Origin of the sequence: Pseudomonas multiresinivorans, assembly GCF_012971725.1 — a bacterium.
GTDB classification, from domain to species: Bacteria; Pseudomonadota; Gammaproteobacteria; order Pseudomonadales; family Pseudomonadaceae; genus Pseudomonas; species Pseudomonas multiresinivorans.
This window is the reverse complement of record NZ_CP048833.1, coordinates 3514416-3529188: the sequence shown is the minus strand read 5'-3', so window position 1 is coordinate 3529188 and position 14773 is coordinate 3514416. Positions and strand designations below refer to the sequence as shown.

The window sequence follows — 14773 nt, the reverse complement described above, 5'->3', positions numbered from 1 at the left end:
ATAACTTCAAACACTTACCTGGTTCATGTCGTCGACGCCGCCACACCGGCCGATCGCTTCCAGGGAAGGTCCGCCATCAGGGAATCCATCGATGAACCAGAAAGCCATCGCCGACGAAAGCGCCTTCCGCCGCATCCTGGCGCGCAACATGGCGCTGCCGCTGGGCATCTGCCTGTTGGGCGCGGTGCTGTTCATCGGTCTGATCCTCTACATGCTCAATGTGCTGGGCTGGGTCGAGCACACCGACCGGGTGATTTCCAGCGCCAACGAGATGCAGCGGCTGAGCGTCGACCAGGAGAGCGGCCTGCGCGGTTTCCTGATCACCGGCGATCCGCGCTTCCTCGAACCGCTGGAACAGGCACGGCCGCGGATCAACGCCGGGCTGAAGAGCCTCTCGGAGCTGGTCGCCGACAACCCGCCGCAAGTGGACCGGGTTTCGCGCCTGACCTCGATGCAGGACGAGTGGATGACCTTCGCCCAGCAGATGATCGAGCAGCGCCGCCAGGGCCAGGACACTGCCGACGCGATCAAGGCCGGGCGCGGCAAGAGCATGATGGATGCCATTCGCGCCCAGTACGGCTCGCTGATCAATACCGAGCAGCAGCTGCGTCACGAGCGCAACCAGTTCGCCTCCAGCCTGTCCACCGGCGTGGTGATTCTCTACCTGGTGTTCAGCATCGTGGTCGGCACCTTGCTGGCCTATTTCGGACGCCGGCAGCTGGTGAGCCTGTCCGAGTCCTATTCCGAATCCCTGCGCCGGCAGGTGCTGCACAATGAACAGTTGCAGCAGCAGGCATGGTTGCGCGACGGCCAGAACCGACTGGGCGACCAGTTGATCGGCCAGCAATCCTTGCCCTCGCTGGGGCGCAGCCTGATGGAGTTCCTCGGTGACTTCGTCGGCTCGCCCATCGGTGCGTTGTATGTGCGCGACGACCATGGTGGCCTGTTGCGCGGCGCCACCTACGGGTTCGCCCGCGAGGAAGAGGGCACGCAGTATTTCGCCGCCGATCAGAGCCTGATTGCCCAGGCTGCCCGGCAGCGCAAACTGCGCGTAATGGAGGGCCTGCCGGCGGATTACCTGAAGGTCAACTCGGCGCTGGGCAACGGCTCGCCGGTCAGCGTCGCCTTGCTGCCGCTGCTCAACGAGGGTGGCGTGGTGGGCGTCCTGGAGCTGGGCTTCCTGCGTTCGCTGAGCGAGCGCGAGCAGGCGTTCCTCCAGGGCGTGGCGGAAACGCTCGGCAGTGCCGTGGCCGCAGCGCTGCACCGCCAGCGCCTGCAGGACCTGCTGGCGGAGACCCAGCAGCTCAATGAAGAACTGCAGGTGCAGCAGGAGGAACTCAAGACCGCCAACGAGGAGCTGGAAGAACAGTCGCGGGTGCTCAAGGAGTCCCAGGCGCACCTCGAAGCCCAGCAGGCCGAGCTGGAACAGACCAACGAGCGACTGGCCGAGCAGACCCAGGAACTGGCCGCCCAGCGCGACGACCTGGACGGCAAGAACACCGAACTGAACCAGGCACGCCTGGACCTGCAGGGCCGTGCGGACGAGCTGCAACGCGCCAGCCGCTACAAGTCCGAGTTCCTGGCCAACATGTCCCACGAACTGCGTACGCCGCTCAACAGCTCGCTGATCCTCGCGCGCCTGCTGGCGGACAACGAACAGGGCAACCTGGACGACGAGCAGGTGAAGTTCGCCGAGTCGATCTACGGCGCCGGCAACGACCTGCTCAACCTGATCAACGACATCCTCGATATCTCCAAGGTCGAGGCCGGCAAGCTGGAGGTGCGCCCGGAGAACGCCAGCGTGCGCCGCCTGGTGGAAGCGGTGGAAACGATGTTCCGTCCGCAGGCGGACGACAAGGGCCTGAGCTTCGTCACCGAAGTCGCCCAGGACGCCCCGGCACAGTTGTTCAGCGACCGCCAGCGGGTCGAGCAGATTCTCAAGAACCTGCTGTCCAATGCCTTCAAGTTCACCGATGCCGGCGAAGTTTCCCTGCGCGTGAGTGCCGCGCCCGAGGGGCTGCGCTTCGACGTGCGCGACAGCGGCATCGGCATCGCCGAGGACCAGCTGCAGCGCATCTTCGAAGCCTTCCAGCAGGCCGATGGCGCCACCAACCGCCGTTACGGCGGCACCGGCCTGGGGCTGTCGATCTCCCGCGACCTGGCGCACCTGCTGGGCGGCAGCATCATCGTCAGCAGCGAGCCGGGCAAGGGCAGTGTCTTCAGCTTGCTGTTGCCGCTGAACTACCAGGCGCCGGCCGAAGAGGAAGCCGCCAGCGCCCCCGCGCCGATCGTGGCGAAGGCGGCTCCCGTCGCTCCGCCGGTGGTGCGTGCGCCGGCTGCTGCTGCCTTCGCCGACGATCGCGAGCAGGTTAATGTCGGCCAGCGCTGCGTGCTGGTGGTGGAGGACGAACCGAAGTTCGCCCGCATTCTCTATGACCTGGCCCGCGAGCTGGGCTACCGCTGCCTGGTGGCCATGGGCGCCGCGGAAGGCCTGCGCCTGGCCGACGAGCACGCTCCCGACGCCATCCTGCTGGACATGCACCTGCCTGACGAATCCGGCCTCGCCGTGCTGCAACGCCTGAAGGCCAACCCGCGTACCCGCCATGTGCCGGTGCACGTGGTGTCGGTGGAGGACCGCAGCGAAGCGGCCCTGCACCTGGGTGCCATCGGCTATGCCCTCAAGCCCACCACCCGTGAGCAGCTGCGCGAGGTGTTCGGCAAGCTGGAGGCCAAGCTGACCCAGGAGGTCAAGCGCATCCTGCTGGTGGAGGACGACCCGCTGCAACGCGACAGCGTCTCGCGGCTGATCGGCGACGACGACATCGAGATCACTGCGGTGGAGCAGGGCGAGCAGGCCCTGGAGCTGCTGCGCAAGAACATCTACGACTGCATGATCATCGATCTGAAACTGCCGGACATGCAGGGCAATGAACTGCTGCGGCGCATGGGCGAGGAGGACATCTGTTCCTTCCCGCCGGTGATCGTCTACACCGGGCGCAACCTGACCCGCGACGAGGAGGCCGAGCTGCTCAAGTACTCGCGCTCGATCATCATCAAGGGCGCGCGTTCGCCAGAGCGCCTGCTGGACGAGGTGACACTGTTCCTGCACAAGGTCGAGTCGCAACTCTCCAGCGAGCGCCAGCGCATGCTGCGCACCTCGCGCAACCGCGACCGGGCCTTCGAGGAGCGGCGCATCCTGCTGGTGGACGACGATGTGCGCAATATCTTCGCCCTCACCAGCGCCCTGGAGCACAAGGGCGCCCGCGTGGAAGTGGCGCGCAACGGCCGCGAGGCCATCGAGAAGCTTGGCGAGGCCGGTGATATCGACCTGGTGCTGATGGACGTGATGATGCCGGAGATGGACGGCTACGAGGCGACGCGCCTGATCCGCCAGGACCCGCGCTGGAAGAAGCTGCCGATCCTCGCCGTGACCGCGAAGGCGATGAAGGACGACCACGAGCTGTGCCTGCGCGCAGGCGCCAACGACTACCTGGCCAAGCCCATCGACCTGGACCGCCTGTTCTCCCTGATCCGTGTATGGCTACCCAAGCTGGAGCGCATCTGAAATGCCTGATCGCAGCCAGGACATCGAGCTGCGCCTCCTCATCGAGGCGATCTACCTGAAGTACAGCTACGACTTCCGGGACTATTCCGGTACCTCGCTAAAACGTCGTGTGCTGCATGCCACTAAGCTGTTCGAGTGCCGCAGTATTTCCGCGCTGCAGGAGCGCATCCTGCACGACCCGCACGCGTTCCACGAACTGCTGCAGTACCTCACCATCTCAGTGAGCGAGCTGTTCCGCGATCCCAGCTACTTCCTCGCACTGCGCCAGGAAGTGGTGCCGGTGTTGCGTACCTATCCATCCCTGCGCCTGTGGGTTGCAGGCTGCAGTACCGGTGAAGAGGTGCACTCGCTGGCCATCCTGCTGCACGAGGAAGGCCTGCTCGAACGCACGCTGATCTACGCCACCGACATCAACCCGCGCTCGCTGGAGCAGGCGCGGCGTGGCATCTATGCGGTGGACGACCTGGCCCAGGCCAGCGAGAACTACCGCGCTGCCGGAGGCAAGGGCTCGCTCTCGGACTACTACACGGCGGCCTACGACGGCGCGCTGTTCGACAAGATGCTGCGTGCCAACGTGACCTTCGCCGACCACAGCCTGGCCACCGACAGTGTGTTTTCCGAGACGCACCTGGTGTCCTGCCGCAACGTGCTGATCTATTTCAATCGCCAGTTGCAGAACCGCGCCATCGGCCTGTTCCACGAATCGCTATGCCACCGGGGCTTCCTCGGCCTGGGCAGCAAGGAAAGCCTGGATTTCACCGACTTCGCCTCGGAGTTCGAGGTGGTGAACCGTCGCGAACGGGTGTTCCGCAAACGATGAACAGGCAGCGCGATATCCAGGCCGTAGTCATCGGCGCCTCCGCGGGCGGCGTGGATGCGCTGTTCCAGCTGTTCGGCGGGTTGCCCGCGGACTTCGCGCTGCCCATGGTGGCGGTGCTGCATCTGCCGGAGAACCACGAGAGCCAGTTGGTGGAACTCTTCGCCCGACGCCTGGCCATCCCCGTGGAAGAGGCCCGCGACAAGGCGCCGATGGAGGCGGGCAGGCTTTACTTCGCTGCCGCCGGTTACCACCTGTCCATCGAGCAGGATCGCACCTTCGCCCTGAGCCGCGAGGCGCCGAGGAACTTCTCCCGGCCCTCGATCGACATCCTCTTCGACTCGGCGTCGGACGCTTACCGGGACAAGCTGGCCGGCATCCTGCTCACCGGGGCCAACCAGGACGGCGCCGAGGGGCTGACGCGAATCCAGCGCCAGGGCGGGCTCAGTATCGTTCAGGACCCGGCCGAAGCCGCCGTGTCCACCATGCCGGAGGCGGCCATTGCGCTGCACGCCCCGGACTACATTCTGCCGTTGCGTGAGATTCACGCACTCCTGACCCGAATGGGCACCCAACATGCTGCGTAACCAGGGAAGCAAACTGCTGATCGTCGACGACCTGCCGGAGAACCTGCTGGCACTGGAGGCGTTGATCAAGGGCGAAGGGCGCGAGGTGTTCAAGGCCTCTTCCGCGGACGAGGCGCTGTCGTTGTTGCTGGAACACGAGTTCGCCCTCGCCATCCTCGACGTGCAGATGCCGGGCATGGACGGCTTCGCGCTGGCCGAGCTGATGCGCGGCACCGAGCGCACCAAGAACATCCCCATCGTCTTCGTCACCGCCGCCGGGCGCGAGCTGAACTACGCCTTCAAGGGCTACGAGAGCGGCGCGGTGGATTTCCTCTACAAGCCGCTGGACAACCAGGCGGTGCGCAGCAAGGTGAACGTCTTCGTCGACCTCTACCGCCAGCGCAAGGTGCTGGCCCGGCAGCTGGAAGCGCTGGAGCAGGCGCGCACCGAGCAGGACGCGCTGCTCGCCGAGCTGCGCGAAACCCAGGTGGAGCTGCAGCGCGCGGTGAAGATGCGCGACGACTTCATGTCCATCGTCTCCCACGAATTGCGCACCCCGCTCAATGGCCTGATGCTCGATACCCAGCTGCGCCGCCTGCACCTGGCCAAGGGCAAGCTGGAGCACTTCGCCCAGGATCGGCTTGGCGTGCTGTTCGAGCGCGACGAGCGGCAGCTCACCGGGTTGATCCGGCTGATCGAGGACATGCTCGACGTGTCGCGTATCCGCACCGGCAAGCTGTCCATCCGCCCGGAAGCGGCCAATCTCACGGAGATCGCCCACCGCGTGCTGGGCAATTTTGCGGTGCAGGCCCAGGCGGCGGGCTGTGAGCTGAGCCTGAGCGCGCCGGAGGCGGTGGAGGGTGTCTGGGACGCCTATCGGTTGGAGCAGGTGATCAGCAACCTGGTCAGCAACGCCTTGCGCTACGGGCCCGGCCAGCCGGTGGAGGTGAGCGTCGCGGCGCAGAATGGCCAGGCACAACTTGGCGTGCGCGACCATGGCGACGGTATCAGTGCCGACGAGCAGCGGCGCATCTTCCAGCAGTTCGAGCGCGGCGCCGGTGCAGCCCGCGTCGCCGGCCTGGGGCTGGGTTTGTACATCTCCGAACAGATCGTCCAGGCCCATGGCGGTCGTATCGAAGTACGCAGCGAGCCGGGTCAGGGCGCGGCGTTCAGTGTCTACCTGCCGCTGGACTGAGCGCCGTCCGGCGGCATTCGCAGTGACGTGCCTGCGCCTATGCTTTGCTCCAATGAGCCAAGAGAGCAGATTTCATGCCCGAAACGACTGCCAGCACCGCCCAACTCGTCGAAGACGCGCGCTACCGCCTGCTGGTCGAGGCGGTAACCGACTACGCCATCTACATGCTCGACCCCGATGGCCGGGTCAGTAGCTGGAGCTCCGGTGCGCAGCGGCTGAAGGGCTATGCCGCGGATGAAATCCTCGGCGAGCACTTCTCGCGCTTCTACACGCCCACCGACCGCGAGGCCGGCCTGCCCGAGCTGGCACTGGGCGAAGCGGCGCGGGTCGGCCGCTACGAGAGCGAAGGCTGGCGCCTGCACCGCGATGGCAGTTCGTTCTGGGCCCACGTGGTGATCGACGCCATCCGCAGCAGCGAAGGCGAGTTGCTGGGCTTCGCCAAGATCACCCGTGACCGCACCGAGCAACATGAGACCGAGCTGGCCCTGCGGCGCAGCGAGCAGCAGTTCCGCCTGCTGGTCAATGGCGTGACCGACTATGCCCTGTACATGCTCGATGCCGAGGGCAACGTCGCCAGCTGGAACTCCGGGGCGGAACGAATCAAGGGCTACCATCCGGAGGAGATCATTGGCTGCCGCTTCGATTGCTTCTACTGCGACGAGGACCGCCAGGGCGGCGTCCCGAAGGCCAGTCTGGATACTGCTCTAATCGAGGGGCGGTACGAGGAGGAGCGCCTGCAGATGCGCAAGGACGGCTCGCGCTTCTGGGCCAACATCGTCATCGACCCGGTGTTTGACGACACCGGCAAGCTATTGGGTTTTGCCAAGATCACCCGCGACATCACCGACAAGCGCCGTGCGCAGGAAGAGCTGGAGCGCGCCCGCGACGAACTGATCCAGTCGCAGAAGATGGAGTCCCTCGGCCAGCTCACCGGCGGCGTCGCCCACGACTTCAACAACTTGCTGACCGTGATCCTCGGTGGCCTGCAACTGCTGGAACGGCATCTGCCGCGGGACAACGAGAAGGTTCAGGGTATCTGGCGCAACGCCCTGGAAGCGACCCGCCGCGGTGCCCAATTGACCCAGCGGATGCTGGCCTTCGCCCGAAAGCAGCGGCTGTTCCCGCAACCGATCCAGCTGCCGGCGCTGCTGCAGGACATGAGCGAGCTGCTGGTCAGCTCGCTGGGGCCCACCATCACCCTGGAAACCCGCTTCCCGCTGCAACTGGATTGCGTGATGAGTGACCAGAACCAGCTGGAATTGGCGATCATCAACCTCGCAACCAATGCCCGCGATGCTATGCCCGGCGGCGGCAGCATCACCTTTTCGGCGCGCAACGCGCAGATCGGGCCGCACCAGAGCGGCAAGCTGGCGCCGGGAGAATACGTATGCCTGGCCGTCACCGATTCCGGGCAGGGCATGAACGAGGACACCCTGCGCCGCGCAGCGGAGCCCTTCTTCACCACCAAGGCCACCGGCAAGGGTACGGGGCTGGGGCTCTCCATTGTTCATGGGCTGGCCCAGCAGCAGGGCGGTGCATTGCTGCTGCGCAGCACGCTCGGCACAGGCACCACGGCGGAGATCTGGCTGCCGGCGGTCAAGCCCAGGTCCGAGCCGCCTGTACCGGAGGTGGCGGTCCCCGCTGAAGCGAGCGCCGACCTGAACGAGCCGCTGGGCCTGCGGGTGCTGGTGGTGGATGACGATGCGCTGGTGCTGGCCGGCACCAGCGCGCTGCTGGCCGACCTGGGCTGCCAGGTGGCCCGCGCCGAGTCGGCGCGCACGGCGCTCGGCCTCCTGGAGCAGTCGTCCTTCGACCTGCTGATCACCGACTTCGCCATGCCGGACATGGACGGCATGCAGCTCATCCAGCAGGTCCGGCTGCTTCAGCCGGCGCTGGCCTGCGTACTGACCACAGGCTACGCCGGGCGGCCGGACACCCTCGCCGATTCGGTGCCACGGCTGCCCAAGCCGTTCGACCGGGATCAACTGCTGGTGCTCCTGCTGAGGGTGAAGGGCGGGGAGTAGCCTGCCCGCGCCACGGGTCGCAGGCTGTCAGCGGCGCGGGCGCAAGCCTTCCTCGACTTCCACCTCGATCAGCGAGCCGGGGTCTTCGTTGCCGGGATCGTTGATCAGCGGGGCCAGGTCGCCCTGGGGCATCAGGCCTTCGCTGCGAGCCCGGCAGTTGAGCAGGGGCAGCAGCTCCCTCTGGAACTGTTGCTGCTGCTCCTCGGAGAGGGCGGCAAAGCCGTGGTTGAGGATGTACTGGGCGAGGATTGCCGGGTCGCCGTTGGCGTCCAGCTTGCCTTCGTCGAGCAGGCGATGAAGCCCATCGGTAAGTTCCGCGTCCTGATGATCGTTCCAGCCCATCGTCGGTACCTCCTTCGATTGACTACTCCGATGACCGGGTGGCGCAGGTGGACCGAAGAGCGCGCGCCGTGTTCAACAGAGACTGGCGGCCAACCCGGGTGTTCAGCGGGAGGGACGAACGGTTCGCCAACGGGTCGCCCCGGCTAGGGCTTCTCGCTGCTGACAACGCGGTTGCGGCCGCTCTGCTTGGCGCTGTACAGGCGCTGGTCGGCGCGCTTGAGCACGGTCTCGGTGGACGTCGGCGCGCTGCCGCTCTCCGCCACGCCGATGGACAGCGTGACCTTGCCCACCTGGGGAATCATCGTGCTGGCGACCGTTTCGCGGATGCGCTCAGCAATATTGCGGGCCGCTTCCAGGCGGGTGCCCGGCAACAGCAGGACGAACTCCTCGCCGCCGGAGCGGCACGCCAGGTCTTCTGCCCGAGAGGAGTCGCGCAACACACCGGCGACCCGGCGCAGGGCCTCGTCGCCGGCGTCGTGACCCCACCTGTCGTTGACCTGCTTGAAGTGGTCGATATCCAGCAGCAGCACCGCATAGGGCAGGCCGGACTGCTCCAGTGTCGCCAGGGAGGCGGCCAGCGCGCGGCGGTTGGCCAGGCCGGTGAGGGGGTCGCTCTGGGCTTCCTGGCTGAGCCGGCCGAGCTTCTGCTGCATGAGCCCGACCCCGGTCAGCAGCGCCTGACGTATGGCGGCGGCCTCGCGGTACCAGGTCCTGATGGCACGCAGCTCGCCTGGGGTTTCCGGAGCCGACAGGCGCTCCGCGCTGTAGGCCAGTTGCCGCAACGGCCGGGTGATCAACAGCGCGCCGCCCCAGATCAGCAGCACGCCCAGCAGGCTGGCGGGGATCAGGCCGAAGAACATGTCCTTCATCAGCAGGCCCAGTGGCGCCAGGCTCAGGTCGCGGGGCTGCTGCGCCACGACGGCCCAGTTGGCGCCGGGCACCTGGGCATAGCCGGCAAGCATCTCCACGCCCTGGGTGTTGGGTACTTCCATTGCGCCGGTTTCTCCGCGCAACGCGGCTTCCACCGTCGGGCTGCCCTTGAGCAGCTCGCCGACGCGCTGTGCCTCGGGGTGGTGCAGTAATCGGCGGTTGGCGTCGGCGACGAAGGCGTAGGTGCCCTCGTGGTGGAAGTGGCTGCCGATGATGGTGTGCAGCACGCTCTGCTTGAGGATGTAGACCGAGCCGCCAACCAGTCCGAGGTACTCGCCGGAAGGGCTGACGATGGGCTGGGAGATGAATACCACCAGGTTGCCGGCGATGGAGACATACGCCTGGCTGACCACCGGCTGCTTGAGTTGCAGGGCCTGCTGCACGCCCACCGAACGCAACGTCGTGCCAACGATCTGCAGCGAGTCCGGGTAGGCCTCCAGGACCTTGCCGTGGGCGTCGACGATGGCAATGGAGTTGAAGTAGGTGTCCTGGGATTGCAGGCGCATCGCTTCGGCGCGCAATACCCCGCGATCACCCTGGTGTGTTGCGAGGATATTGGCGCTGAAGGCTAGGTTGCGCTGCGCCGAATCGATGAACTCGCTGATGCTGGAGGCAACCTTGGCGGCATAGGCGCGGTTGGCTTCCAGGGTGGTATGGATCAGCGCTGAGCGCTGCACGGTATAGGCCACGACCAGGCTGTTGCCGAGGGTCGCCAGGGCGGCGAGCAGGACGAAGACCAGGATCAGCAGCCGCAGGGTCAGTGGCTTGCGACTCCAGCGCTTCATGCGGCCACCGCGGGTGGGCGAAGCGCTCCGGAAGCTCCGTCGAGGGGGCAGTTCTCTGCGCCGTGGCGCGATGTCAGGTGGCTGTCCATGGGGCCGGGCTCCGTGCTGGGGCGGGCTGCCTGGTCCGTCTGTCCTCGACGGGTCGAGGTTCAGGATAGGCAGGGATGAGCCGGCAGTCACCTGTTCGGGGCCGGTTCAGCCACGCAGGCGAATCGGCGCGTCCGGCAGGCAGGTGTGGTCACGCCTGTCGGCGCAGGCGTCCGATGTGCCCCGAAAGCCTCGCTCCGCGGGAAGAGTCCCGGCCAGTTCAGCTGGCCCAGCACCTTCCTGGCTGTTCGATTGGGCGGCAGGCACAGGGATCACCTCTGCAGATTCGCCAGCCATGAAAAAGCCCCGCACAGGCGGGGCTTCTTCTTCAGCTACGGTGCGATCAGTTGGCGGCTGCGGCAGCGGCCATCTCCGACACGCTCTCGCCACGGTGAGCGCTGAACTGCGGAGCCAGCGAGCCAACAACCATGCCGATGGCGCTGCAGATCAGGCCCACCAGCTGCGGCGGCCAGAAGTCGCCTTCCTGGTGGCCCAACTCCAGCGACACCCAGCCGATCAGGCCGCAGGCAATGGCGGTCAGGGCGCCCTGGGTGGTGGCGCGCTTCCAGAACAGGCCGAAGAACAGCGGCACCACGGCGGCGACCAGGGTCACCTTGTAGGCGTTGCCGACCATCTCGTAGATGCTGGCGTTGGACAGCAGGGCGAACAGGCAGGTGGCGACGGTCATCGCCAGTACGCTGCAGCGCATGGCCAGCAGGGCCTGGCGGTCGTTCATGTTGGGCAGGAAGTGCTTGACGATGTTCTCGGTCAGGGTCACCGACGGGGCCAGCAGGGCGCCCGAGGCGGAGGACATGATGGCCGAGAGCAGGGCGCCGAAGAACATGATCTGGGCGAACAGCGGGGTACGTTCCAGGATCAGGTGCGGCAGGATCTGCTGGGAGTCTTCGGCCAGCCAGTGCTTGACCATCTCCGGCTCGATCATCGAGGCGGCGTAGATCAGGAAGATCGGCAGCATGCAGAAGACCAGGTAGCAGCAAGCACCGGTCATGGTGGCGCGCTGGGCGATCTTCTCGGTCTTGGCCGACATCACGCGGGCATAGACGTCCTGCTGCGGAATCGAGCCGAACATCATCGTCACCGCTGCGCCGAGGAAGGCCACGATGTCCTTCGCCGAGGTGCCGTGGAGGAAGGTGAACTTGCCTTCGCTGGCGGCGTGGCTGATCACGTTGACCGGGCCGCCGGCCATGTCGCCGATCAGCCAGACCAGGTAGAACAGGCCGCAGACGATGATGATCATCTGCAGGAAGTCGGTCAGCGCCACGGACCACATGCCGCCGAACAGGGTGTGCAGCAGGACGATGATGGTGCCGATGATCATGCCCTGGGTGGTGGTCAGGCCACCGTCGGAGAGCACGCTGAAGACCACGCCCAGCGCGGTGATCTGCGCGGCGACCCAGCCCATGTAGGAAATGATGATCACCAGGCTGGTGAAGATTTCCACGTGCTGGCCGAAGCGCTTGCGGAAGAAGTCACCGATGGTGAGCAGGTTGAGGCGGTACAGCGGGCGGGCGAAGACCACGCCGACCAGCATCAGGCAACCGAAGGAACCGAACGGGTCTTCGATGATCCCGGCGAAGCCTTCTTCGAGGAAGGTGGCCGGAATACCCAGCACGGCTTCGGAGCCGAACCAGGTGGCGAACACCATGGTCACGACGAGGGGGAAGGACATGCTCCGGCCAGCGGCGGCGTAGTCCGAGGAGTTGTGCACGCGGGTGGTGGCGTAGAAACCGACAGCTACGGTGATTACCAGATACACCGCTACAAACCAGATCAGCATTTGTTCGTTCCGTTGGCTCGCCGGGAACCATGCTGCCGAGACGAAGCTCGGGCAGGTAGGCCACGACTGACAAAGTTGTTTTTGTTGGGTTGCGCGGCCGAGGTCATCCGGTGCACCAGGCAGTGAATCCGGAAAAACGTAACCAGTTGCGACAACGGGCCGCAGTCTGCCAAATCCGTTAAATATGTCAAACACTTGAATCGCCCATGAGCGAAAAAAATTACATTGCTGGACGAATGGTTACGCTAAAGGATTGATTTGATTGGTTGCTAACGATCGAAAGTGACTGTTTAGTCTTTTATTTTTTACAGTCGATGTTCGATAAGCAGAACAGCTTGGGAGCCGCTAGGCTCTTGGCACGGCACGTTTTCAAGGACTTTCATGTTCGAGCATTTCGACCTGGCGCAATTGCTTTCCCAATACGGCTACCTGGCGCTGTTCATCGGTTGCCTGCTGGAGGGTGAGACAATCCTCATCCTGGCCGGCCTGGCGGCCCACCAGGGCCTGTTGGGCTACGTGCCGGTGGTGTTCTGGGCGACCGTTGCCGGTACCCTGGGTGACCAGTTGCTTTACTGGACCGGCCGGCGCGCCGGCGACCGCGCGGTGCCCTGGCTGCAGCGGCGCGGGCTGGCCGTCGAGCGGGTCACCGGGCTGATCGAGCGACATCCGCTGCTGGCGATCTTCTCCGTGCGCTTTCTCTATGGCATGCGCTTGGCCGGGCCATTGCTGATCGGCGCGAGCCGGGTAGGGCCGCTGCGCTTTCTGCTGATCAACCTGCTCGGTGCCTTCTGCTGGGCGCTGCTGTTCGCCAGCGCCGGCTACTGGGCGGGCGAAGTGCTGGAGCGCTGGCTGGGCAATCTGCGGCCTTATCGGCTGCCGATCTTCCTCGCAGTGCTGGTGCTGGTTGGCGGACTGGAGCTTTGGCGGCGCCATCGACAGCGGCGCAAGGCGCATTCAGGCTCATCGCGGGAAAGTTTGCACAAGCCTTGATACAGAGCGGTTTGGATTCGCGCTCAGCGCGATTAGAATCGCCGCTCTTTCGATCAAGGACGCTGTCATGAGCCTTTACCAGCCCGGCATTCTCGCCACCCCGGTTCCCGCCCACGCCCGCCATCTGTTCTTCGATGTGAAATCGCTGCAGGACCTGCCCGCCGCGCTGGATCGCCTGCTGCAGGTCGCCGATGGTGAGCGCGCGGTGGTGGGGCTGGGCGAGTCGCTGGTGCGCGCGCTGGGCCGCCGCATCGAGGGGCTGCGCGAATTCCCGGCGATTTCCGGCGTGGGCGTCGACAACCCATCCACACCGCACGCGCTGTGGGTCTGGCTGCGCGGTGAGGAACGCGGCGAACTGCTGCTGCGCACCCAGGAACTCCAGGCGTTGCTGGCCCCGGCCCTGGAGCTGACCAGCCTGACAGAAGCCTTCCGCCATGGCAGCGGCCACGACCTGACCGGTTACGAGGACGGCACCGAGAATCCGCAGGATGACGACGCCATCGCCGCCGCCATCGTCGAGGGCGACGCAGCGGGCCTGGTCGGCGGCAGCTTCGCCGCGATCCAGCAGTGGCGTCACCAGTTGCAGGACTTTGCCGCGCTGCCGCAGCACGAGCGCGACGACATCATGGGTCGCCGCCTGAGCGACAACGAGGAACTGGACGACGCGCCTGAGTCCGCCCACGTCAAGCGCACCGCCCAGGAGAGCTTCGAGCCCGAAGCCTTCATCGTGCGCCGCTCCATGCCCTGGACCCAGGGCCAGGACGCCGGGCTGATGTTCCTCGCCTTCGGTCGCACCCTGGACGCCTTCGAGGTGCAGCTGCGCCGCATGAGCGGCCTGGAAGACGGCATCACCGACGCGCTGTACCGCTTCAGCCGCCCGCTCACCGGCGGCTACTACTGGTGCCCGCCGCGCAAGGACGGGCTGCTGGACCTGAGCGCGCTGCTGGGCTGATCCGCCGCTGTCCCCGAGAGCCCCGCCAGCGTGCGGGGCTTTTTTGTGGGCGCTGGCGCGCTGGTTCGCGAGCAAGCGCGCTCCTACAGAAGAGCCTCGGTGTATCCCTTGTAGGAGCGAGCTTGCTCGCGAACAGCACGGCACCGTCACCCGCTGCAATGGCACCCCGATCTTTGGCGGAATTGGTTGTTGGTCAGATGCCCCCCGAGGCGTAGCGTGAACCCCACGTTCCCACTGCCCGAGGTACCCGCCATGCATGCATCCACCTCCCTGAAACTGTTGTTCGCCGGCCTCGGCCTGGCCCTGAGCCTGCCGGTGTTCGCCCATGGCGACAGTGCCAATCCGGAGAAAATCGAAGTCCAGCAGGAGCAGAAGCTCCCCGACGCCGCCGGCAAGAAGGGCCTGATGATCACGGTTGCCTACCAGCCGGGCCAGGCGTCCGGTGCACACGTGCACAGCGGCTCGGTGTTTGCCTACGTACTCGAGGGCGCGGTGATCTCCCAGCTCGAAGGGCAGAAGCCGGTGACTTACCAGGCCGGCCAGTCCTGGTACGAAGCACCGAACACGCCGCACCTGGTCTCGCGCAACGCCAGCGACAAGAAGCCGGCCAAGTTGCTGGTGTGGATGCTGCTGGACGAAGGCGCACCGGTGCTCACGCCGTTGAAGAAGTGAATGCCCGAATGAAGAACCCCGCCAGTTGGCGGGGTTCTTCGTCGTGGCTT

At 65.8% G+C, this 14773-nt stretch carries 11 protein-coding genes; 8 read left to right on the top strand and 3 right to left on the bottom strand.

Annotation, left to right across the window (positions count from 1 at the left end):
* Nucleotides 1-91 precede the first annotated feature (91 nt).
* The 5 genes from G4G71_RS16040 to G4G71_RS16020 all read left to right on the top strand — a co-directional run bounded on the left by G4G71_RS16040 (nucleotide 92) and on the right by G4G71_RS16020 (nucleotide 8167).
* The gene (locus tag G4G71_RS16040; RefSeq protein ID WP_169939055.1) at nucleotides 92-3565 is read left to right on the top strand and encodes a response regulator; all 3474 of its coding nucleotides are present in this window, start codon (nucleotides 92-94) and stop codon (nucleotides 3563-3565) included.
* A gap of 1 nt (nucleotide 3566) precedes the next feature.
* Entirely contained in the window at nucleotides 3567-4385 is an 819-nt protein-coding gene (locus tag G4G71_RS16035; RefSeq protein WP_169939054.1) for a CheR family methyltransferase, read from the top strand.
* Complete coding sequence (locus G4G71_RS16030; RefSeq protein WP_169939053.1) at nucleotides 4382-4969, top strand: chemotaxis protein CheB; 588 nt, start codon at nucleotides 4382-4384, stop codon at nucleotides 4967-4969. Before G4G71_RS16035 ends, G4G71_RS16030 begins: the two co-directional genes overlap by 4 nt.
* Nucleotides 4959-6143 (top strand): hybrid sensor histidine kinase/response regulator, encoded by a 1185-nt coding sequence (locus G4G71_RS16025; protein ID WP_169939052.1) that lies wholly within the window; start codon nucleotides 4959-4961, stop codon nucleotides 6141-6143. Before G4G71_RS16030 ends, G4G71_RS16025 begins: the two co-directional genes overlap by 11 nt.
* Nucleotides 6144-6217: 74 nt before the next feature.
* Entirely contained in the window at nucleotides 6218-8167 is a 1950-nt protein-coding gene (locus tag G4G71_RS16020) for a hybrid sensor histidine kinase/response regulator (protein WP_169939051.1), read from the top strand.
* A 27-nt stretch (nucleotides 8168-8194) separates the two neighbouring features.
* Here G4G71_RS16020 and G4G71_RS16015 read toward each other — a convergent pair whose 3' ends face one another.
* From G4G71_RS16015 to G4G71_RS16005, 3 genes are all read right to left on the bottom strand, one after another.
* A complete protein-coding gene (locus G4G71_RS16015; RefSeq protein WP_169939050.1) occupies nucleotides 8195-8509 on the bottom strand; it encodes a hypothetical protein in 315 nt (104 codons plus the stop codon).
* A 143-nt stretch (nucleotides 8510-8652) separates the two neighbouring features.
* Nucleotides 8653-10224 (bottom strand): sensor domain-containing diguanylate cyclase, encoded by a 1572-nt coding sequence (locus G4G71_RS16010; protein WP_169939049.1) that lies wholly within the window; start codon nucleotides 10222-10224, stop codon nucleotides 8653-8655.
* A 430-nt stretch (nucleotides 10225-10654) separates the two neighbouring features.
* Nucleotides 10655-12109 (bottom strand): high affinity choline transporter 1, encoded by a 1455-nt coding sequence (locus tag G4G71_RS16005; RefSeq protein ID WP_169939048.1) that lies wholly within the window; start codon nucleotides 12107-12109, stop codon nucleotides 10655-10657.
* A gap of 381 nt (nucleotides 12110-12490) precedes the next feature.
* Here G4G71_RS16005 and G4G71_RS16000 point away from each other — a divergent pair, with 381 nt between their 5' ends.
* The 3 genes from G4G71_RS16000 to G4G71_RS15990 all read left to right on the top strand — a co-directional run bounded on the left by G4G71_RS16000 (nucleotide 12491) and on the right by G4G71_RS15990 (nucleotide 14723).
* On the top strand, nucleotides 12491-13099 hold the full coding sequence (locus G4G71_RS16000; RefSeq protein ID WP_169939047.1) for a DedA family protein: 609 nt from the start codon (nucleotides 12491-12493) through the stop codon (nucleotides 13097-13099).
* Nucleotides 13100-13166: 67 nt separating this feature from the next.
* Nucleotides 13167-14051 carry a Dyp-type peroxidase gene (locus G4G71_RS15995; protein ID WP_169939046.1) on the top strand — a complete coding sequence of 295 codons (885 nt, stop codon included), beginning with the start codon at nucleotides 13167-13169 and terminating at the stop codon, nucleotides 14049-14051.
* A gap of 252 nt (nucleotides 14052-14303) precedes the next feature.
* The gene (locus tag G4G71_RS15990) at nucleotides 14304-14723 is read left to right on the top strand and encodes a cupin domain-containing protein (protein WP_169939045.1); all 420 of its coding nucleotides are present in this window, start codon (nucleotides 14304-14306) and stop codon (nucleotides 14721-14723) included.
* The last annotated feature ends 50 nt before the right edge of the window (nucleotides 14724-14773 follow it).

What these genes read in the sequence shown, in the direction of transcription:
- G4G71_RS16040 (WP_169939055.1), top strand. Translation starts at nt 92, where the DNA reads ATGAACCAGAAAGCCATCGCCGACGAAAGCGCCTTCCGCCGCATCCTG.
- G4G71_RS16035 (WP_169939054.1), top strand. Translation starts at nt 3,567, where the DNA reads ATGCCTGATCGCAGCCAGGACATCGAGCTGCGCCTCCTCATCGAGGCG.
- G4G71_RS16030 (WP_169939053.1), top strand. Translation starts at nt 4,382, where the DNA reads ATGAACAGGCAGCGCGATATCCAGGCCGTAGTCATCGGCGCCTCCGCG.
- G4G71_RS16025 (WP_169939052.1), top strand. Translation starts at nt 4,959, where the DNA reads ATGCTGCGTAACCAGGGAAGCAAACTGCTGATCGTCGACGACCTGCCG.
- G4G71_RS16020 (WP_169939051.1), top strand. Translation starts at nt 6,218, where the DNA reads ATGCCCGAAACGACTGCCAGCACCGCCCAACTCGTCGAAGACGCGCGC.
- G4G71_RS16015 (WP_169939050.1), bottom strand. Translation starts at nt 8,509, where the DNA reads ATGGGCTGGAACGATCATCAGGACGCGGAACTTACCGATGGGCTTCAT.
- G4G71_RS16010 (WP_169939049.1), bottom strand. Translation starts at nt 10,224, where the DNA reads ATGAAGCGCTGGAGTCGCAAGCCACTGACCCTGCGGCTGCTGATCCTG.
- G4G71_RS16005 (WP_169939048.1), bottom strand. Translation starts at nt 12,109, where the DNA reads ATGCTGATCTGGTTTGTAGCGGTGTATCTGGTAATCACCGTAGCTGTC.
- G4G71_RS16000 (WP_169939047.1), top strand. Translation starts at nt 12,491, where the DNA reads ATGTTCGAGCATTTCGACCTGGCGCAATTGCTTTCCCAATACGGCTAC.
- G4G71_RS15995 (WP_169939046.1), top strand. Translation starts at nt 13,167, where the DNA reads ATGAGCCTTTACCAGCCCGGCATTCTCGCCACCCCGGTTCCCGCCCAC.
- G4G71_RS15990 (WP_169939045.1), top strand. Translation starts at nt 14,304, where the DNA reads ATGCATGCATCCACCTCCCTGAAACTGTTGTTCGCCGGCCTCGGCCTG.